The 17,679-nt window shown below is 71.7% G+C and carries 18 protein-coding genes and 1 tRNA gene; 14 read left to right on the top strand and 5 right to left on the bottom strand.

What is annotated here, in order from left to right:
• Positions 1-10: 10 nt before the first annotated feature.
• Complete coding sequence (locus AC5L3C_RS15265) at positions 11-1,270, bottom strand: sensor histidine kinase (protein WP_493649451.1); 1,260 nt, start codon at positions 1,268-1,270, stop codon at positions 11-13.
• Between the two features lie 239 nt (positions 1,271-1,509).
• Here AC5L3C_RS15265 and AC5L3C_RS15260 point away from each other — a divergent pair, with 239 nt between their 5' ends.
• From AC5L3C_RS15260 to AC5L3C_RS15205, 12 genes are all read left to right on the top strand, one after another.
• Positions 1,510-1,902, top strand: a complete 393-nt coding sequence (locus AC5L3C_RS15260) for an NADH-quinone oxidoreductase subunit A (RefSeq protein ID WP_493649450.1) — start codon at positions 1,510-1,512, stop codon at positions 1,900-1,902.
• Entirely contained in the window at positions 1,893-2,543 is a 651-nt protein-coding gene (locus AC5L3C_RS15255) for an NADH-quinone oxidoreductase subunit B (protein ID WP_493649449.1), read from the top strand. Before AC5L3C_RS15260 ends, AC5L3C_RS15255 begins: the two co-directional genes overlap by 10 nt.
• Complete coding sequence (locus AC5L3C_RS15250) at positions 2,540-4,108, top strand: NADH-quinone oxidoreductase subunit C (protein WP_493649448.1); 1,569 nt, start codon at positions 2,540-2,542, stop codon at positions 4,106-4,108. Before AC5L3C_RS15255 ends, AC5L3C_RS15250 begins: the two co-directional genes overlap by 4 nt.
• Positions 4,105-5,073 carry a complex I subunit 1/NuoH family protein gene (locus tag AC5L3C_RS15245; protein WP_493649447.1) on the top strand — a complete coding sequence of 323 codons (969 nt, stop codon included), beginning with the start codon at positions 4,105-4,107 and terminating at the stop codon, positions 5,071-5,073. The genes AC5L3C_RS15250 and AC5L3C_RS15245 overlap by 4 nt, the downstream gene beginning before the upstream one ends.
• 2 nt (positions 5,074-5,075) lie before the next feature.
• Positions 5,076-5,624 (top strand): NuoI/complex I 23 kDa subunit family protein, encoded by a 549-nt coding sequence (locus AC5L3C_RS15240; protein ID WP_125504778.1) that lies wholly within the window; start codon positions 5,076-5,078, stop codon positions 5,622-5,624.
• Entirely contained in the window at positions 5,621-6,253 is a 633-nt protein-coding gene (locus AC5L3C_RS15235) for an NADH-quinone oxidoreductase subunit J family protein (RefSeq protein WP_493649446.1), read from the top strand. Before AC5L3C_RS15240 ends, AC5L3C_RS15235 begins: the two co-directional genes overlap by 4 nt.
• Positions 6,253-6,660: an NADH-quinone oxidoreductase subunit NuoK gene (gene nuoK / locus AC5L3C_RS15230; RefSeq protein WP_125504776.1), complete on the top strand. Its 408-nt coding sequence runs from the start codon at positions 6,253-6,255 to the stop codon at positions 6,658-6,660. The genes AC5L3C_RS15235 and nuoK overlap by 1 nt, the downstream gene beginning before the upstream one ends.
• Positions 6,657-8,654 carry an NADH-quinone oxidoreductase subunit 5 family protein gene (locus AC5L3C_RS15225; RefSeq protein WP_493649445.1) on the top strand — a complete coding sequence of 666 codons (1,998 nt, stop codon included), beginning with the start codon at positions 6,657-6,659 and terminating at the stop codon, positions 8,652-8,654. The genes nuoK and AC5L3C_RS15225 overlap by 4 nt, the downstream gene beginning before the upstream one ends.
• 6 nt (positions 8,655-8,660) lie before the next feature.
• On the top strand, positions 8,661-10,235 hold the full coding sequence (locus tag AC5L3C_RS15220) for a complex I subunit 4 family protein (protein WP_493649444.1): 1,575 nt from the start codon (positions 8,661-8,663) through the stop codon (positions 10,233-10,235).
• Positions 10,232-11,731, top strand: coding sequence for an NADH-quinone oxidoreductase subunit N (locus tag AC5L3C_RS15215; RefSeq protein WP_493649443.1), 1,500 nt, complete (start codon positions 10,232-10,234; stop codon positions 11,729-11,731). The genes AC5L3C_RS15220 and AC5L3C_RS15215 overlap by 4 nt, the downstream gene beginning before the upstream one ends.
• A 218-nt stretch (positions 11,732-11,949) precedes the next feature.
• Positions 11,950-12,813: a zinc metalloprotease HtpX gene (gene htpX, locus AC5L3C_RS15210; RefSeq protein ID WP_125504772.1), complete on the top strand. Its 864-nt coding sequence runs from the start codon at positions 11,950-11,952 to the stop codon at positions 12,811-12,813.
• Positions 12,810-13,205, top strand: a complete 396-nt coding sequence (locus tag AC5L3C_RS15205) for a YccF domain-containing protein (protein WP_125504771.1) — start codon at positions 12,810-12,812, stop codon at positions 13,203-13,205. The genes htpX and AC5L3C_RS15205 overlap by 4 nt, the downstream gene beginning before the upstream one ends.
• Positions 13,206-13,349: 144 nt before the next feature.
• Here AC5L3C_RS15205 and AC5L3C_RS15200 read toward each other — a convergent pair whose 3' ends face one another.
• On the bottom strand, positions 13,350-14,600 hold the full coding sequence (locus AC5L3C_RS15200) for an APC family permease (protein WP_493649442.1): 1,251 nt from the start codon (positions 14,598-14,600) through the stop codon (positions 13,350-13,352).
• A 92-nt stretch (positions 14,601-14,692) separates the two neighbouring features.
• Between AC5L3C_RS15200 and AC5L3C_RS15195 the strand changes: the two genes are divergently transcribed.
• On the top strand, positions 14,693-14,959 hold the full coding sequence (locus tag AC5L3C_RS15195) for a GlsB/YeaQ/YmgE family stress response membrane protein (protein ID WP_125504769.1): 267 nt from the start codon (positions 14,693-14,695) through the stop codon (positions 14,957-14,959).
• Between the two features lie 45 nt (positions 14,960-15,004).
• Here AC5L3C_RS15195 and AC5L3C_RS15190 read toward each other — a convergent pair whose 3' ends face one another.
• The gene (locus AC5L3C_RS15190; protein ID WP_125504768.1) at positions 15,005-15,493 is read right to left on the bottom strand and encodes a YajQ family cyclic di-GMP-binding protein; all 489 of its coding nucleotides are present in this window, start codon (positions 15,491-15,493) and stop codon (positions 15,005-15,007) included.
• Positions 15,494-15,726: 233 nt separating this feature from the next.
• Here AC5L3C_RS15190 and AC5L3C_RS15185 point away from each other — a divergent pair.
• A tRNA-Tyr gene (locus AC5L3C_RS15185) sits at positions 15,727-15,808 on the top strand.
• A gap of 174 nt (positions 15,809-15,982) precedes the next feature.
• On the opposite strand, the gene AC5L3C_RS15180 is transcribed toward AC5L3C_RS15185, so the two are convergent.
• Both AC5L3C_RS15180 and AC5L3C_RS15175 read right to left on the bottom strand, forming a co-directional pair.
• Positions 15,983-17,362, bottom strand: coding sequence for a tyrosine-type recombinase/integrase (locus AC5L3C_RS15180; protein ID WP_493649441.1), 1,380 nt, complete (start codon positions 17,360-17,362; stop codon positions 15,983-15,985).
• A gap of 56 nt (positions 17,363-17,418) precedes the next feature.
• Entirely contained in the window at positions 17,419-17,604 is a 186-nt protein-coding gene (locus AC5L3C_RS15175) for a helix-turn-helix transcriptional regulator (RefSeq protein WP_164251159.1), read from the bottom strand.
• Positions 17,605-17,679: the final 75 nt, after the last annotated feature.

Genomic DNA, 17,679 nt, shown 5'->3' with positions numbered 1-17,679 from the left:
GGGGTTTTCCCTACCTCCGGCCGCGGGCCGGGGCCCCCTTGGCCGCGCGCGCCTCCGGGGCGAGCCGGCCGGAACGGTCGCGCCACGGCAGCTCCGCCGTCACCGTCGTCGGACCGCCCCGGGGCGAGTCCACGACGAACAGACCGTCCACCGCGTTCAGCCGCTCGGCCAGGCCCCGCAGGCCCGTCCCGCCGTCCACGCTCGCACCCCCGTGCCCGTCGTCACGGACCTGCACAAGGAGCCGGCCCTCCGACCGCCAGGCCTCCACCGACGCCGACCGGGCGCCGCTGTGCTTGCTGACGTTCTGCAGCAGCTCCGAGGCGGTGAAGTAGGCGATGCCCTCGATCGCGGCGGCCGGGCGCTCGTCCAGGTCGACCGTCACCGTCACCGGCACCGTGCAGCGCGAGGCGACCGAGGAGAGCGCCGCGTCCAGGCCCCGGTCGGTCAGCACCGCCGGGTGGATGCCGCGCGCCAGGTCCCGCAGTTCCTGCAACGCCAGCTTCACCTCGCCGTGCGCCTCTTCCACCATCGACGCCGCGGCGTCGGGATCCTCCAGGAGCTTCTCCTTGGCCAGGCCGAGCCCCATCGCCAGATTGACCAGCCGGGCCTGCGCCCCGTCGTGCAGATCCCGCTCGATGCGCCGCAGATCCGCCGCCGCCGTGTCGACCACCACACCCCGGTCCGACTCCAGCTCGGCGATGCGCCGCTCCAGCTCGTCGGAGGGTGACAGCAGGCCGCGCACCATCGCCCGGTCCGCGTTGGCCAGGGCCCGCACGATGAACGGCAGCACCGGCCACAGCACGAACAGGCCCGTCAGCGTGACGACGAAGGTGACGATCCCCCACGGCAGGCGCATCAGCTCGTACAGCACCGCGCGCCAGCCCACCGGGTCCTTGACCGCGAGCCACAGGTGCGGCCAGAACCCGCCGGGCCCGTCCAGCGGCAGCCGGCTCGGCTCCTCCACATGGACCCCGAGGAGCTTCCTGGCCCGCGCCCGCTCCAGCCGGCCCAGCAGCCGCGCGCCCATCAGTCCCACGGCGAGCAGCGGGAGCCCGATCACCGTCAGGGTCATCCCGACGCCGGTGGCCAGCATGGTCACGGCGTAGGTGAAACCGACGAGCGACACCGGCAGGTTCGCCAGGAGATGCGCGATCTCCTTCCAGGTGTGCACGTCGTAGGTGAAACGGACGGGCGGCGGGACGTCGCCGTGCCCTGCCGGTTGCCGGGCCGCCGTCACGGACGGGCCCGGGGGCGCGAATGGTTCGGTCATGTGCCCAGGGTGCCCGCTGCCGGGGGGCCCGCGCCATGGAGCGGACCGCCCGCGGACCCGGGGGAAAACCCCACCCGCGCGTCCCGACCGGTGACGGGCTGCTTACCGGGCTTTTGTCAGGGCCTAGACTCCCGTGCGTACAGATCGTCGAACCAGGGCGTTCGGCGTTCACCGGCACGGATTCGAGGGCACGGGACGGACAGGGGCCCGGCGCCGAACCGAGGGAGTGAGGGGCGGACGTGCGGGAAACGACCGTCGTCGCGGCGGACTACTTCCAGTCCTACTCGGTCGTCGGACTGCTCGCCGTCGTCGGCCTGCTGTTCGTCGCCGTCGCCTTCGGGGCGGGCCGCCTGCTGCGCCCCGTGGTCCCCACGCCCGAGAAGCTCCTGACCTACGAGTGCGGCGTCGACCCCGTCGGCGAGGGCTGGGCCCACACCCAGATCCGCTACTACGTCTACGCCTTCCTCTACGTGATCTTCGCCGTCGACTCGATCTTCCTGTTCCCCTGGGCGACCGTCTTCGCCGCCGACGGCTACGGCGCGACCACCCTGGTGGAGATGTTCGTCTTCCTCGGCTTCCTCGCCGTGGGTCTGCTGTACGCATACAAGAAGGGCGTCCTGACATGGACGTGAACCCTGCCGCCCCCGAGAACCCCGCCGCGTCCGAGAACCCCGCCGCCCCCGGTCCGGTTGTGCTTCCGGAGCCGAAGCGGCTCGGCGCGCTGGCCCGGCTCGCCCCCGCGCCGATGAAGGTGGTCCTCAACTGGGGCAGGCGCTACTCGCTGTGGGTCTTCAACTTCGGCCTCGCCTGCTGCGCGATCGAGTTCATCGCCGCGTCGATGGCCCGGCACGACTTCATCCGCCTCGGCGTCATCCCGTTCGCCCCGGGGCCGCGCCAGGCCGACCTGATGGTGGTCTCCGGCACCGTCACGGACAAGATGGCGCCCGCGGTGAAGCGCCTGTACGAGCAGATGCCCGAGCCCAAGTACGTCATCTCCTTCGGCGCGTGCAGCAACTGCGGCGGCCCCTACTGGGACTCGTACTCCGTCACCAAGGGCGTGGACCAGATCATCCCGGTCGACGTCTACGTCCCCGGCTGCCCGCCCCGGCCCGAGGCGCTGCTCCAGGGGATCCTGAAGCTCCAGGAGAAGATCGCCCGGGAGTCACTGGGGGAGCGGTACGCGACCGGCGGCGAACGGCCGTCGGCGGCGGCGCTGCGGAGCGGGCTGGTCCGGCCGCCGGCCCCGGCGGCCGGTGAGGGGGAGGAGCGATGACCGCGGCCGGCTGGCTCCCCGCCGGCGCCGAGGAGCTCTTCGGCGCGGACGCGGTGGCCGAGGAGTCGTACGGCGTCCTGACCGTCGACGTACCGCCCGCCTCCTGGATCACCGCCCTCCAGGCCGCGCGCGACCGTCTCGGCTGCACCTTCTTCGACTGGCTGAGCGCGGTCGACGAACCGGGCACGGGATTCCGCGTCGCCGCGCATGTCGCCGCCCTGGCTCCGGTACGGCGCCTGCTGCTGCGCACCACGGTGCCGCACGACGCCCCGGCTCTGCCGTCCGCCGTCGACGTCTACGCGGGCGCAGCCTGGCACGAACGCGAGACGCACGAGATGTTCGGCGTGGACTTCACGGACCACCCGGGGCTGGACCACCTCCTCCTCCCGGACGGGTTCGAGGGCCACCCGCTGCGCAAGGACTTCGTCCTCGCGGCCCGGGTCGCCAAGGCCTGGCCGGGCGCCAAGGAACCCGGCGAGTCCGAGCACGGCGGCCCCCGCCGCCGCCAGATGCTGCCCCCGGGCGTGCCCGACCCCAACGAGTGGGGCCCGCTGAAGGGCCAGCTCCCCCCGGCCCCGGCCCGCGCCGCGGGCCGCACGGCGGCAGCCGGCGACCGCCCCCCACGCCGCACCCGCACGGCATCACAAGGCTCGGCCGGCCGGCCCCCCTCCGGGGATTCCACAGATCCGCCACGCCGTTCGCGTTCGGCTGCCGAAGGCTCGGTGAGCCAGTCGGCAGCGGGGGAAACTCCCGCAACTCCGCCGCGCCGTTCGCGTTCGGCTGCTGAGGGTTCGGTGAGTCAGGCTCCCGCCGGCGAGGCTTCCGCGGCTTCGCCGCGTCGTTCGCGTTCGGCTGCTGAGGGTTCGGTGAGTCAGGCGCCCGCCGCCGGGGAGGCTCCCGGTGGCTCGGCAGCTCCGGCGCGCCGCGCGGGTAAGGCGTCGGAGGGTTCGGTGAGTCAGGCGCCCGCCGGCGAGGCTTCCGCGGCTTCGCCGCGCCGTTCGCGTTCGGCTGCTGAGGGTTCGGTGAGCCAGGCTCCCGGCGGCGAGGCTTCCGGCCGGGCGGCCGCTGGGCCGCGTCGCGCGCGTACCGCGGCGGAGGGGTCCGTGAGTCAGTCGGCGGGTGCCGAGGCCGGCGCGCGTCCGGCGCGGCGGGCCCGGAGCGCGAGCGAGGGTTCGGCGTCGCAGCGTACGGACGCGCCCGCCGCCTCGGCGGAGACGGACGCGACGGACGGCGAGTCCGCCCCCGCCGAGGGCCGTTCCGTCCGGAAGCCGCCCGTCACCCCGCGCAGCCCGGACGCCCCCTGGCACCACGCCCGCCCGGCCTACACGGAGCCGGAGCCGGAGCGCGCCGACGCACCGGATACCGCACCCGGCCCCGAGCCGGACCGCGCGTCCGCCCCCGAGCCGGACCGCGCGTCCGCCCCCGAACCGGAGCCCGAGTCCGAGGGCCGGGGCGACGGCGCGGCCCCCGACGCCCCGGCCGGGACCGGCGGCTCTCCGTCCACCGGGCCCGAACCGGACCCCGAACCCACCGACCCCGAAGACCCCTCAGGAGGCCCGCGGTGAACGACGTGCTGGACGTCGCCCTGCGACTCCTGGTCGTGTTCGTCGTCTTCCTCACCTTCCCGCTGATCGTCGGCCAGACCGAGCACAAGGTGATGGCCCACATGCAGGGCCGCCTCGGCCCGATGTACGCCGGCGGCTTCCACGGCTGGGCCCAGCTCATCGCCGACGGCGTGAAGTTCGCGCAGAAGGAGGACGTCGTCCCGGCCGGCGCGGACCGCCGTATCTTCCAGCTCGCCCCCGCCGTCGCCCTCCTGCCCTACCTCCTCGTCCTGCTCGCCATCCCCATCGGCCCGGGCGAGGGCGCGGTCGGCCAGGTACTGGACGCGGGCGTGTTCTTCGTTCTCGCCGTCATGGGCGTCGGCGTCCTCGGCTCGCTCATGGCCGGCTGGGCCTCCGCCAACAAGTTCTCCCTCCTCGGCGGCCTGCGCACCGCCGCCCAGCTCCTCGCCTACGAACTCCCGATGCTGCTCACCGCCGCCTCCGTGGCGATGGCGGCCGGCACCGTCTCCCTCGTCGGCATCCTCGATGCCTTCGAGTGGTGGTGGGTGCCCTGGCAGATCACCGGCGCGCTCGTCTTCTTCATCGCCGGCCTCGCCGAACTCCAGCGGCCCCCCTTCGACATGCCGGTCGCCGACTCGGAGATCATCTTCGGCGCGTACACCGAGTACACCGGCCTGCGCTTCGCCCTGTTCCTCCTCGCCGAGTACGCGGGCATCGTCATCCTGTGCGGCCTGACCACCGTCCTGTTCCTGGGCGGCTGGCACGGCCCCTGGGGCGCCGACGGGCTCGGCTGGGTCTGGACCCTGCTGAAGACCGCCGTCCTCGCCTTCGTCGTCATCTGGCTGCGCGTCACCTACCCGCGCTTGCGCGAGGACCAGCTCCAGAAGCTGTCCTGGACCCTCCTCGTCCCCCTTTCCCTCGCTCAGATCGCCCTCACCGGCATCGTCAAGGTGGTGATCCGGTAACCATGGCTCCCCTCCCCGGCTCCGGCCTGGCCAAGGGTCTGGCCGTCACCCTGCGGACGATGACGAAGAAGTCCGTCACCGGCCAGTACCCCGACACCCAGCCCGACCTCCCGCCCCGCACCCGCGGAGTGATCGGCCTGTTCGAGGAGAACTGCACGGTCTGCATGCTGTGCGCCCGCGAGTGCCCGGACTGGTGCATCTACATCGACTCCCACAAGGAGACGGTGCCCGCGCCGACCCCCGGCGGCCGCGAGCGCAGCCGCAACGTCCTCGACCGCTTCGCCATCGACTTCGCCCTGTGCATGTACTGCGGTATCTGCATCGAGGTCTGTCCCTTCGACGCCCTGTTCTGGTCCCCGGAGTTCGAGTACGCCGAGACCGACATCCGCGACCTCACCCACGAGCGCGACAAGCTCCGCGAGTGGATGTGGACCGTGCCGGCCCCGCCCGCGCTCGACCCCGGCGCCGAGGAGCCGAAGGAACTCGCCGCCGCCCGCAAGACCGCCGACAAGCTCGCCGCCGCCCAGGCCGAACAGGAGGAGGAGTCGTGACCCTCGCCGCAGCCGCTGGAACGGCCGCGCACGCCACGACCACCACCGCCGCCGAGACGCACGGCTTCCTCTCCCCGACCGGGGTGGAGATCGCCTTCCTCCTCGTCGGCCTGGTCACCCTCGGGGCCGCGATCATCACCGTCACCACCCGGCAACTGGTGCACGCCGCCCTCTGGCTGGTGGTCGCGCTCGGCGGCCTCGCCGTCGAATACCTCCTGCTCACCGCCGAGTTCATCGCCTGGGTGCAGGTCCTCATCTACGTCGGCTCCGTGGTCGTCCTCCTTCTGTTCGGGCTGATGCTCACCCGCGCCCCCATCGGCCGCTCACCGGACGCGGACTCCGGCAACCGCTGGGTCGCCCTCGCCGTCTCCGTCGCCGCCGCGGCCGCCCTGGTGTGGGTGGTCGTGGACGCCTTCCGGACCACCTGGATAGACCTGGACGGCGCTCCCTCGGGCTCCACCGAGGTGACCGGCGCGAGCCTCTTCCAGCACTGGGTCCTCCCCTTCGAGGCCCTCTCCGTGCTCCTGCTGGCCGCCCTCGTCGGCGCGATCGTCCTCTCCCGCAAGGCCAAGGACGGCGCCGCGACCGGTGCGCGTGCCACCCGGCGCGACTCGGAAGGGGCCCGCTGATGCACCTCGCCTACCCCGCCGTGCTGTCCGCCCTCCTCTTCTGCACCGGCCTGTACGGCGTCCTCGCCCGCCGCAACGCGATCCTGGTCCTGATGTCGGTCGAGCTGATGCTCAACGCCGTCAACCTCAACCTGGTCGCCTTCGACGCCTGGCTCAGCCGGGCCGCCGAGGACACCCTCCACTCCGGCCAGGCGCTGGCCCTGTTCACCATCGCCATCGCCGCCGCCGAGATCGGCATCGGCCTGGCCATCGTCCTCGCCGTGTACCGCAACCGCGGCACCTCGGACATCGACCGGCTCCGCGACACCGCCGAGGGCCACGACCCCGACGACCCCGACAGCGACGCCACCGGACGCGAAGCGCCCGCGCCCCGGGCTGCCGGCGAGAAGGCTGAGGCCACCGCGTGACCACGACCACCCTCGCCGTCCTCGTCCCCCTCCTTCCGTTCCTCGGCGCGATCGCCGGACTGCTCCTGGGACGCACCGCCCCCGGATTCGTCCGCCCGCTCGCCGTCCTGCCGACCCTGGTGTCGCTCGCACTGGCCGCCCTGGTCGCCGCGCGCCAGGGAGGCGACGGTGCGGTGGACGCCGCCACCGAGCTCACCCCGACCGGCTCGGTCCCCGTCGAACTCGCCCTGCACATCGACGGCTTCGCCGCGCTGACCGCCGTCCTGGTCACCGTCGTCGCCGGCTGTGTGCAGATCTACTCGACGGGCTATCTGCGCGACGATCCGCGCTACCCCTCCTACGCCGCCCTGGTCTCCCTGTTCACCTCCGCGATGCTCCTGGTCGTCTACTCCGGCGACCTGATGGTCCTGCTGGTCGGCTGGGAAGTGATGGGCATCTGCTCCTACTTCCTCGTCGGCCACTACTGGGAGACCCCCGAGGCCCGCGCCGCCTCCCTCAAGGCCTTCCTGGTCACCAAGCTGGGCGACCTCCCCTTCCTCATCGGCCTGTTCGCCCTGGCCACCGACGCCGGGTCCTTCCGCATCACCCGGATCCTCGGCGCCGTCGCGAACGGCGGCATCGAACACCCCACGCTGGTCGCCCTGCTGCTCCTGGCGGGCGTGGCCGGCAAGTCGGCGCAGTTCCCGCTGCACACCTGGCTCCCGGACGCGATGGCGGGCCCGACCCCCGTCTCCGCGCTGATCCACGCCGCGACCATGGTCGCCGCCGGTGTCTACTTCATCGCGCGTCTCCTTCCGCTCTTCGAGGCCTCGCAGGCCGCGATGACCGTCCTCGCCGTCATGGCCGCCGTCACCATGGCCGGTTCGGCGCTCGCCGCCCTCGCCCAGGACGACATCAAACGGGTCCTCGCCTACTCGACGATCGGCCAGCTCGGCTACCTGACCGGCGCCCTCGCCGTCGCCGACCGCGGCGCCGCCGTCTTCCACCTCCTGTCCCACGGTGCCTTCAAGGCGCTGCTGTTCCTCGCCGCCGGCGTGATCATCCACGCCGCCGGCACCAACTCGCTGGCCGCCATGTCCCGCATGGGCCACCTGCGCGACCGCGTCCCCGACGCCTACTGGACGATGACCGTGGCGCTCCTCGCGCTCGCCGCGATCCCGCCGTTCAGCGGCTTCTTCTCCAAGGAGGCCGTCCTCGGGGCCGCCGAACACGTCGTCACCGGCCACACCGGACACGCCCCCGCCGCGGCGGGCTGGATCGTCCTCCTCGCCGGTCTCGTCACCGCCCTGCTCACCGCGGCGTACGCGATGCGGCTGTGGCTGCTGGCCTTCCGCGGCCACGGCACCGAGGCCCCCGACCACGGCAGGCAGCCGCTGACCATGACCGTGGTGCTGTGGGTGCTCGCCGTGCCGTCCCTCGCGCTCGGCGGCCTCGCCTTCCGCGTGCTGCCCGACTGGTTCGACGGCCGGGACCTGACCCCGACGCTCACCACCTCCGTGCTCGGCACGGGCGTGGCCCTGGTCGGCGGCATCGTCACCTACGCCACGTGGCGGCACACCACCGCCCACGCGGCCGCCCGCGTCCCCCTCGGCGCCGTGGCCGCCCATCCCGAGGGCGACGCCGCCCGGGTCGAGGCCGAGGCCATCGCGAGCCACGAACCGGCCTACGGGGACATCGCGTACGCACCCGACCCCTCGGACCCCGGACGGCTGCTGCTCGGACCACTGCACCGGCACGCGGCCGCCGGCTTCCACCTGGACGCCGTGTACTCGGCCCTCTTCGTCCGCCCGGTCCGGGCCGGCGCGAGCCTCGTACGGTTCCTCGACCGCGAGGTCGTCGACACCTACGTACGCGGCGCGGGCACCCTGCCCCGCTGGCTCGGCGCCGCCGTCCGCCGGGCCCAGACCGGCAATCTGCAGACCTATGTGAGCGCGCTGCTCGCCGGCACCGTCGTCCTCGCGGTCGCCGCCGTACTCGCCGCCACGGGAGCGTGAGCAGGCGTGATCGATATCAACGAGTCCGTGATGCAGTTCCTTCTGGCATTCCTCGTCGTCGGCCCGCTCCTCGGCGCGGCCGCCGCTCTCCTGCCGGCCCCGCCCGGACTGAAGGGGAAGTCACCCGAGCAGGCCGCGCTCCGCCACGGCGTGACCGTCACCGGCGCGGTCCTCCTCGCGGCGATCGCCCTCGCGCTCGGCTTCGACCACGACCATCCGTCGAAGATGCAGGCCACGACCGACATCAGCTGGATCCCCGCACTCGACGTGCGCATCCACCTCGGCACCGACGGCATCTCCCTCCCCCTTCTGGTCCTGACCGCGCTGCTGACCTTCCTCAGCGCCCTCTACTCGTACTTCAAACCGCCCACGGGCCCGGCCCCCAAGGCCTTCGTCGCCCTGCTGCTCGTCCTCGAGTCCGGCACCCTCGCCACCTTCGCCGTCCTCGACCTGATCCTGTTCTTCCTCGCCTTCGAAATGGTCCTCATCCCGATGTACTTCCTCATCGCCCGCTGGGGCGGCGAGGGCCGGGCCGAGGCCGCCTGGAAGTTCATCCTCTACACGCTGCTCGGCTCCGTGGTCATGCTGCTCGGCCTGCTCCTGCTCGGCAGCACCGCGGGCACATTCGACATGGTGGCACTCGCCACTGACAACAGCCGGTCCCTCACCGCATCCGTGCAGGTCACCGCCGTTCTCGCGATCGGGATCGGGCTCGCGGTCAAGACCCCGATGTGGCCCCTGCACAGCTGGCTGCCCGACGCCCACACCGCCGCGCCGACGGTCGGCTCGGTCCTGCTCGCCGGCGTCCTGCTGAAGATGGGCACCTACGGTTTCGTCCGTATCCTGCTGCCCGCCGCGCCCGACGGCTTCCGCACCTTCGCGCCGTACCTTGCCGCGTTCGCCGTCGTCGGCATCATCTACGGATCCCTCGCCTGCCTGGCCCTGGCGAGGCGCGGGGCGAAGGGCGACCTCAAACGCCTCATCGCCTACTCCTCCGTCGGCCACATGGGCTTCGTCCTCCTCGGCATCGCGACGATGACCCCGACCGGAGTCAACGGCGCCCTGTTCGCCAACGTCGCCCACGGCCTCATCACCGGCCTGCTGTTCTTCCTGGTCGGCGGGCTGAAGGAGCGCACCGGCAGCACCGACCTCGACGCCCTCGCGAAGGAGACCGGCGCCGCCCTCTACGGCAGGGCCCCGCGCCTCGGCGGCCTGCTCGCCTTCGCCGCCGTCGCCTCCCTGGGCCTGCCGGGCCTCGCCGGGTTCTGGGGCGAGATGCTCGCCCTGTTCGGCGCCTTCGACCCCGCCGGGGGGCTCAGCCGCCCCGCCTTCCTCACCTTCATGGCGATCGGCGTGTTCGGCACCCTGCTGACCGCCGCCTACCTGCTGGTCGTGGTCCGCCGGGTCTGCATGGGCGCCGTCCCCCCGGACGTCCCGAAGTACACCGACGTGCGCTCCTACGAATTCGCGGCCTGGACCCCGCTGGTCGTCCTCACCGTCGCCGCCGGACTGTGGCCCAGGGCCCTCCTCGGACTGACCGACCCGGCCGTGCAGCAGCTCCTCGCAGGAGGCACCCGATGAGCTCACTCGTCCAGTCCGTCGACTGGCCGGTCATCGCCCCGCCGACCATCACGGCGGTCGTCGGACTCGTCGTCCTCGTCGCCGACCTGTTCGTCAGCGAGAAGCGCAAACCTCTGCTCGGCCTGGTCTCGGTGGCCGGACTCGCCGCCGCCACGCTGGCGCTGCTGCCCCTGCTCGACGCCGACCGCAGCACCTTCTGCCTGGTCGGCGACGACGGCGTGTGCAGCTACACCGCGGACCGCTTCACCCTCGTCATCCAGCTCCTGGTGCTCGGCGGCGCCCTCCTCGCGGCCCTGCTGTCGGTGACCGCCCTGAAGGACGAGAACAAGCGGCTCCCCGAGGGCGAGTACTGGTTCCTCTTCCTCTCCTCCGCGGCCGGCGCCGCCCTGCTGCCCGCCTCCCGCGACCTCGCGACCCTCGTCGTCGCCCTCGAGGTCGCCTCCCTGCCCGCCTTCGCCCTCGTCGGGCTGCGGCACGGCGACCGCAAGTCGTCCGAGGCGGCCCTGAAGTTCTTCCTGTCCTCGGTCACCGCCACCGCGGTCAGCCTGCTCGGCATCAGCTTCGTCTACGCCGCCACCGGAACCCTCCACCTCACCCTCGTCGCCGAGCGGATCCAGACCGTCGACGGGCAGTTCCACACGCTCGCGCAGACCGGTGTCGTCCTCACCCTCGTCGGCTTCGCCTTCAAGACGGCCGCCGTCCCCTTCCACTTCTGGGTCCCCGACACCTACGTGGGCGCCCCCCTGCCGATCGCCGCCTATCTGTCCGTCATCGGCAAGGCCGTCGGCTTCTCCGGCCTGATCCTCGTCACCGTCGTCGCCCTGCCCTCCTACGCCGACGTATGGGGCCCCGCCCTCGCCGTGCTGGCCGCCCTCACCATGACCGCCGGCAACGTCGGCGCCCTGCGCCAGCGGTCCACGCGCGCGTACAGCGCGGTACGCCTGCTCGCCTGGTCCTCCGTCGGCCAGGCCGGCTACCTCCTGGTGCCGATCGCCGCCGCCGCGTACTCCGACGACGCCGAGAAGGCGATCGGCTCCACGCTCGCCTACGCCCTCATGTACGGCGCCGTGAACCTGGGCGCCTTCGCGGTGGCCGCCCTCGTCGGCCGTGCGCACCGCCGCAACCGCGTCGCCGACTACCGCGGCCTGTACGCCTCCAGTCCGCTCACCGCCCTGCTCCTGGGCTTCTTCCTGCTCTGCCTCGCCGGACTCCCGCCGGGCATCATCGGCCTCTTCGCCAAGGTCACGGTGTTCGCCGCCGCCGTCGACGCGGGCCTGGGCTGGCTCGCCGTCGTCATGGCCGTCAACGTCGTCATCGCGCTGGTCTACTACCTCCACTGGACGGCGCTGCTCTTCCGCGCCCCCGAGGGCGAGCCGGTCCGGCACCGCGTCCCCGCGCCCCTCACCGCCGCGATCGCCCTGACCGGCGTCGCCGGCGTCGCCCTGTCCGGCGCCCCCCAGCTGGTCCTCCGCTTCACCGCCACCGGGCTGTTCTGAGCCCACCGGGGCACCCCGGCCGGAGACCGCCGGGGCGGTCTTCACCCGGACGGGTGACACGCGGCACGGCGCGCACAAGGGAACTAGTGCTCTTCGCCTGGCGTTGACCGGTACGGGAGGGTCCACTGGACGTGACACCACCGGACCAGTGGACAGCGCAGGTCGCAAGAGGATCAGCAAGCAAGGGTTCCCCTGCCGCACGACTTGGAGGGCGTACCGTGCACCGCCGGCACAACGGGCTCAGGACCGCAGTCCTCCTCGGGGGGCTGTCCGCGCTCATCATCGTCATCGGCAGTTTCTTCGGCCGCACGGGGCTCGTCGTCGCCGTCCTGATCGCGCTGGGCACCAACGCGTACGCGTACTGGAACAGCGACAAGCTGGCCCTGCGGGCGATGCGCGCCCGCCCGGTGAGCGAGTTCGAGGCCCCCGGGCTGTACCGCATGGTCCGCGAGCTCTCCACCCAGGCCCGCCAGCCCATGCCCCGCCTGTACATCTCCCCGACGGAGGCCCCCAACGCCTTCGCCACCGGCCGCAACCCGCGCAACGCGGCGGTGTGCTGCACCGAAGGCATCCTGCGCCTGCTCGACCAGCGGGAGCTGCGCGGCGTCATCGGCCATGAGCTCAGCCATGTCTACAACCGCGACATCCTGATCTCCTCGGTCGCCGGCGCCCTCGCCTCCGTGATCATGTTCCTGGTCAACTTCGCCTGGCTGATCCCCATCGGCCGCTCGGACGACGACGACGGTCCCGGCCTGCTCGGCATGCTGCTGATCATGATCCTCGGGCCGCTCGCCGCGTCCCTCATCCAACTGGCCATCAGCCGCTCCCGGGAGTACGAGGCCGACGCCTCCGGCGCCCAGCTCACCGGCGACCCGCTCGCCCTCGCCTCCGCCCTGCGCAAACTGGAAACCGGCACCAAGCAGCTTCCGCTGCCTCCCGAACCCCGTATCGAGACGGCCAGCCACATGATGATCGCCAATCCCTTCCGTCCGGGACAGGGACTCGCGAAGATGTTCTCCACCCACCCGCCGATGGCGGAACGTATCGCCCGGCTCGAGAAGTTGGCAGGTCACCACCAGTGAAGACCATCCTGAATCTCATCTGGCTCGTCTTCAGCGGCTTGTGGCTGTTCCTCGGCTACCTGTTCGCCGGCGTGCTGCTGTGCATCACGATCATCGGCATCCCGTTCGGCATCGCCGCCTTCCGTATCGGCGTCTACGCCCTGTGGCCCTTCGGATACACGACGGTCGAACGCCGGGACGCGGGCGCCCCCTCCTTCCTCGTCAACATCCTGTGGCTGCTGCTGGCCGGGTGGTGGCTGGCCCTCGGGCACGTCCTCACCGGCATCGCCCTGTGCGTGACGATCATCGGCATCCCGCTCGGCATCGCCAACTTCAAGCTGATCCCGGTCTCGCTGTTCCCCTTGGGCCGCGAAATCGTGCGGACGGACCAGGCGTTCACCGACCGCTGGTAGCGCCGGGTGCCACCCGGGGTTGTCCACGACCCCGGAGTTGTCCACAGGCCCGCACGGCGATCGGGCGCGGCCCGCATGCTGAACCCATGACCCACCACGAGCAGTTGCGGCCGCCGCGCCTGCCGGCCGGCTGCCGACCGCCGGTCACCGTGCGCCGGTCACGCCCTTGCGCACGGCGTACACCAGCACGCCCGCCAGCAGCACCCCGGCGCCCGCGGCCACCGACACCCACGGCAGGGAGAACGCCAGCACCAGACAGCCGGCCAGCCCCACCGCCGGCACCACCCGCGTCACCGGCCGCGCATCGAGCGTCCAGGCCGACGCGTTGGCCACCGCGTAGTACGTCAGCACACCGAAGGAGGAGAAGCCGATCGCACCCCGCACATCCACCGTGGCGGCCAGCACGGCGACCACGGCACCCACCGCGAGCTCCGCGCGGTGGGGCACGCGGAACCGCGGATGGACGGCGGCCAGGGCGCCCGGCAGATGCCGGTCCCGGGCCATGGCGAGCGTCGTCCGCGACACCCCGAGGATCAGGGCGAGCAGCGAGCCCAGAGCGGCCACCGCCGCACCCGCCCGCACCACCGGGGCGAGCCACGGAACCCCGGCGGCACGCACCGCGTCGGCGAGCGGCGCGGTGGCCTCACCGAGTTCCCGCGCCCCCAGTACCGACAGGAGGGCCACCGCAACGGCCGCGTACACGACCAGCGCGAGGCCGAGGGCCAGCGGGATCGCCCGCGGAATGGTGCGCGCCGGATCCCGGACCTCCTCACCGAGGGTCGCGATACGGGCGTACCCGGCGAAGGCGAAGAACAGCAGACCGCCGGCCTGGAGCACCCCGCCGGCCCCGCCCGTCAGCCCGATGTCCAGCCGCCCGGCATCGGCCTCCGCCGACGTCAGACACCCGGCCACCACGGAAGCGAGGACCGCCAGGACCACACCCACGATCGCCCGCGTCAGCCACGCGGACTTCCGGACACCGCCGTAGTTCACCGCGGTCAGCAGCACCACGGCGGCGACCGCCACGGCGTGCGCGCGACCCGGCCAGACGTACGCGCCCACGGTGAGCGCCATCGCCGCGCAGGAGGCCGTCTTCCCGACCACGAAGGCCCAGCCCGCGAGGTAGCCCCAGAAGTCCCCGAGCCGCTCCCGTCCGTACACGTACGTGCCGCCCGAGGCCGGGTACCGCGCGGCGAGGCGGGCCGACGAGGTGGCGTTGCAGTAGGCGACCGCGGCAGCGGCCGCGAGCCCCAGGAGCAGCCCGGTACCGGCCGCGTGCGCGGCGGGTGCCAGAGCGGCGAAGATCCCGGCTCCCACCATCGAGCCGAGTCCGATGACCACGGCGTCGCCCAGGCCGAGCGTGCGGCGCAGTTCAGGGCTGGTCGTTCCTGTCACGGGACCGGACCCTACTGGCCCTGTGCAACCGGCACATGGACGTGGCACGTCTTGGAGGTGCAAAGGCAGCAAGAAAAGGGCAGGTGCACGGCATGACGATCATCAGCTGGATCATTTTGGGGCTGCTGGCCGGGGCGGTGGCGAAGTTTCTGCTGCCCGGCCGCGACCCGGGCGGACTCATCGGCACGACACTGATCGGCGTGGCCGGAGCGTTCATCGGCGGCTGGATCTCCGCCCGTTGGTTCGACCACCCGATCACCAAGGACTTCTACGACGGCACCACCTGGGTCGCCGCGATCGGCGGCGCGCTGGTCCTCCTGGTCGCCTACCGCATCCTGTTCGGCCACTCGCGCAACTGAGACGGGGTGGGCACCGCGCGGGTGCCCACCCCTGTCGTCCGCGTCCTACCGGTAGTTCACGAACTGCAGCGCGAAGTCGAAGTCCTTGCCCTTGAGCAGGGCGATGACGGTCTGGAGGTCGTCCCGGCTCTTCGAGCTCACCCGCAGTTCGTCGCCCTGCACCTGCGCCTTCACACCCTTCGGGCCCTCGTCCCGGATGATCTTCGCGACCTTCTTGGCGTTCTCCTGGGAGATGCCCTCCTGGATCGACGCGAAGATCTTGTACTCCTTGCCGGAGAGCTGCGGCTCACCCGCGTCCAGGGCCTTCAGCGAGATGCCCCGCTTGATCAGCTTGGACTGGAAGACGTCGAGGACGGCCTTCACCCGGTCCTCGGAGTTCGCCTCCATGAGGATCTTCTCCCCGGACCACGAGATCGAGGCACCCACGCCCTTGAAGTCGTAGCGCTGCGAGATCTCCTTGGCGGTCTGGTTGAGGGCGTTGTCGACCTCCTGCCGCTCGACCTTCGAGACGATGTCGAAACTGGAGTCGGCCATGTCCTGTGGCTCCTTGGATCAGGGTGCGTATCGGGCTGCGCACCGAATGCGTACCGGCATGGATGGACGGCCCCCGAGCACGGCATCGGCCCCGGACCGCATCCGGGCCAGCCTAGTCACCCGCCGGCCCCCGGGCGGCGATCAATCGGGTGGCGAAGCACCCCTGCCCATCGGGTATTGTTTACGTCGTTGCCACGGAGCACCGCCGCAAGGCGGTACAAGGCGGCAACCCCGGCGGTGTGCCCGAGCGGCCAAAGGGAGCAGACTGTAAATCTGCCGGCTCAGCCTTCCCAGGTTCGAATCCTGGCGCCGCCACGCTGAGGGAAACCTCCTCTGACCAGTGAACAGCACTGGTCAGAGGAGGTTTCTTCATGCAGTATCCCGTTCGATTTCCGGCGCGCGCGGCGTGGGCGTGTCTCACCTCGTACCGCCCGTATCCCACCCTCGATCAGTGCGTGTCCCCCAGGTGTCCCCCGAGGGTGAGCGTGATCACTCCGGTTCGTTCCACTCCTTCAGGGCCGCATCGATCCGGCTGTTCGCGTGCTCTCGCGTCTGGTCGAGAACCTTGGCGTACACCTTGTGCAGCACGGCGATGCTGTGGCCTGCCCGACGCGCGCATTCCATCGCGTCCACTCCGGAGCTGAGCCAGAACGAGACTCCGGCGTGTCGGAGGTCGTACGGGCGGCGGGCCAGCAGCGAGGCCGTCTCAGCGTCGCTCAGCACGTCTTTCCGGGCTTTGGCCCAGACCTCGCCGTAGCCGGTCTCTTGCAGCAGACCGCCCCGGTTCGTCCGGAAGAGCCGACCGTCGGGCGCCGTGCCCTGAGAGGCGATGTGCTCGCGCAGCAGCCGGACGAAGTGGGGCGGGATAGGGACCGGACGGGAGTCGTTCTTGGCGCGGGCCTTGAGGTGACGTGCCTCATGCGCCGTTCCGTCGTTGGTCCAGCTCCGTCCGGCCCGGACGATCCCCTGTCGCAGGGTGAGCGTCCCCCACCCCGTTTCCGGGAGGTGGCATTGGCTCGCGCGCAGCGCGGCGGCCTCGGCTGGCCGCATAGCCGCGTAGTACAAGCACCCGAAGAAGGCTTCCAGGTGCCGCCCGCGTGGTCCCTGCTCGCGCACTCCCGCCAGCAGCGCGCGGACCTGCCGCGGGTTGGCGACGCTCTCGGGGTCGACCTCTTCCACCGACTTGGGCGCGGTCCACTTCACGGCATTGATCGGGTTCACCGGCATGGTGAAGTACTGCTCTTCCACGGCGAGCCCGAGAACGTCGCTCAGGCAGGCCCGCTTACGCTTCGCGGTCCGTGGCGCCGCCTCCTTGCCATCGAGTCGCAGGGAGAGCGCGTCAAGCGCCAGACGTACGGTCGCGGGGTCCTCCAGAGCAGACACGGGCAACGAGTGCTTGGCGACCCAGGAGAGGGCACGGGCCACGTCGTCCGGGGGAGTCTCGCCCCAACGGTTCCGGTTGTACGCCCACCCGTAGAGCGCACGCCGTATGAGGGCGGCGTCCGGCATCCCCGTTCGCGTCTTCACGAGGGCGGGGGTGATGGTCGCCAACGCGTCGGCGTAGTTCTTCCGGGACTTGGCCGGCGCCAACGCCCACTTGCGATCGACGTATGCGCGGCTGTGGTCGTACCAGGTGATGGAGCCCAGCTTGGCGCGCAGCTCGGAGACGGGGAGCCCTGTCTCCTCGTCGAACTGATCACCGCGTCGCACGGCGGCCATGAGTTCGGACCGGCGCCCTTCAGCCTGAACTTTGAGCGTGTAGCTCTTGGAGTGCTTCCGCGTCCCTACCAGCCACCGCACACGGTAGGGCTTGGGCCGCTCCTTGCGGATCTCGATGGAGTACAGACGAACGTCGTAGGTCAGTGCCATGGGAACTCCAGAGGGGCCCGCCAGAAGCGGGCCCCTCGTTTCTTGTGCGGTGATGGTCAGGCTGCGTCTTCGATGGACGCCCACCAGGCGTCAAGGTCGGTGCGACGGCAGCGGATATGCCCGTTGGGGAGCTTGATGAGCTTGGGGGCCTTGCCGCGGGCGCGCATGCGGTAGAAGGCGGCGCGGCTCATCTCGATCTCTTCGAGGACTTCGGGGAGCTTGAGCATCTTGGGGCGGGCCATGGCACTCCTCAGCGAAGGGCGGAGCGGTCGGGGTGAGTTGGAACCACATTCCTCTGAGTCGCGACTCAGCGGCAC

This window comes from Streptomyces speibonae, from assembly GCF_984686075.1.
The sequence above is the reverse complement of the archived record's forward strand: the minus strand, read 5'-3'. Positions and strand labels throughout refer to the sequence as shown.

What these genes read in the sequence shown, in the direction of transcription:
- AC5L3C_RS15265 (WP_493649451.1), bottom strand. Translation starts at nt 1,270, where the DNA reads ATGACCGAACCATTCGCGCCCCCGGGCCCGTCCGTGACGGCGGCCCGG.
- AC5L3C_RS15255 (WP_493649449.1), top strand. Translation starts at nt 1,893, where the DNA reads ATGGACGTGAACCCTGCCGCCCCCGAGAACCCCGCCGCGTCCGAGAAC.
- AC5L3C_RS15250 (WP_493649448.1), top strand. Translation starts at nt 2,540, where the DNA reads ATGACCGCGGCCGGCTGGCTCCCCGCCGGCGCCGAGGAGCTCTTCGGC.
- AC5L3C_RS15240 (WP_125504778.1), top strand. Translation starts at nt 5,076, where the DNA reads ATGGCTCCCCTCCCCGGCTCCGGCCTGGCCAAGGGTCTGGCCGTCACC.
- nuoK (WP_125504776.1), top strand. Translation starts at nt 6,253, where the DNA reads ATGCACCTCGCCTACCCCGCCGTGCTGTCCGCCCTCCTCTTCTGCACC.
- AC5L3C_RS15215 (WP_493649443.1), top strand. Translation starts at nt 10,232, where the DNA reads ATGAGCTCACTCGTCCAGTCCGTCGACTGGCCGGTCATCGCCCCGCCG.
- AC5L3C_RS15195 (WP_125504769.1), top strand. Translation starts at nt 14,693, where the DNA reads ATGACGATCATCAGCTGGATCATTTTGGGGCTGCTGGCCGGGGCGGTG.
- AC5L3C_RS15190 (WP_125504768.1), bottom strand. Translation starts at nt 15,493, where the DNA reads ATGGCCGACTCCAGTTTCGACATCGTCTCGAAGGTCGAGCGGCAGGAG.
- AC5L3C_RS15180 (WP_493649441.1), bottom strand. Translation starts at nt 17,362, where the DNA reads ATGGCACTGACCTACGACGTTCGTCTGTACTCCATCGAGATCCGCAAG.
- AC5L3C_RS15175 (WP_164251159.1), bottom strand. Translation starts at nt 17,604, where the DNA reads ATGGCCCGCCCCAAGATGCTCAAGCTCCCCGAAGTCCTCGAAGAGATC.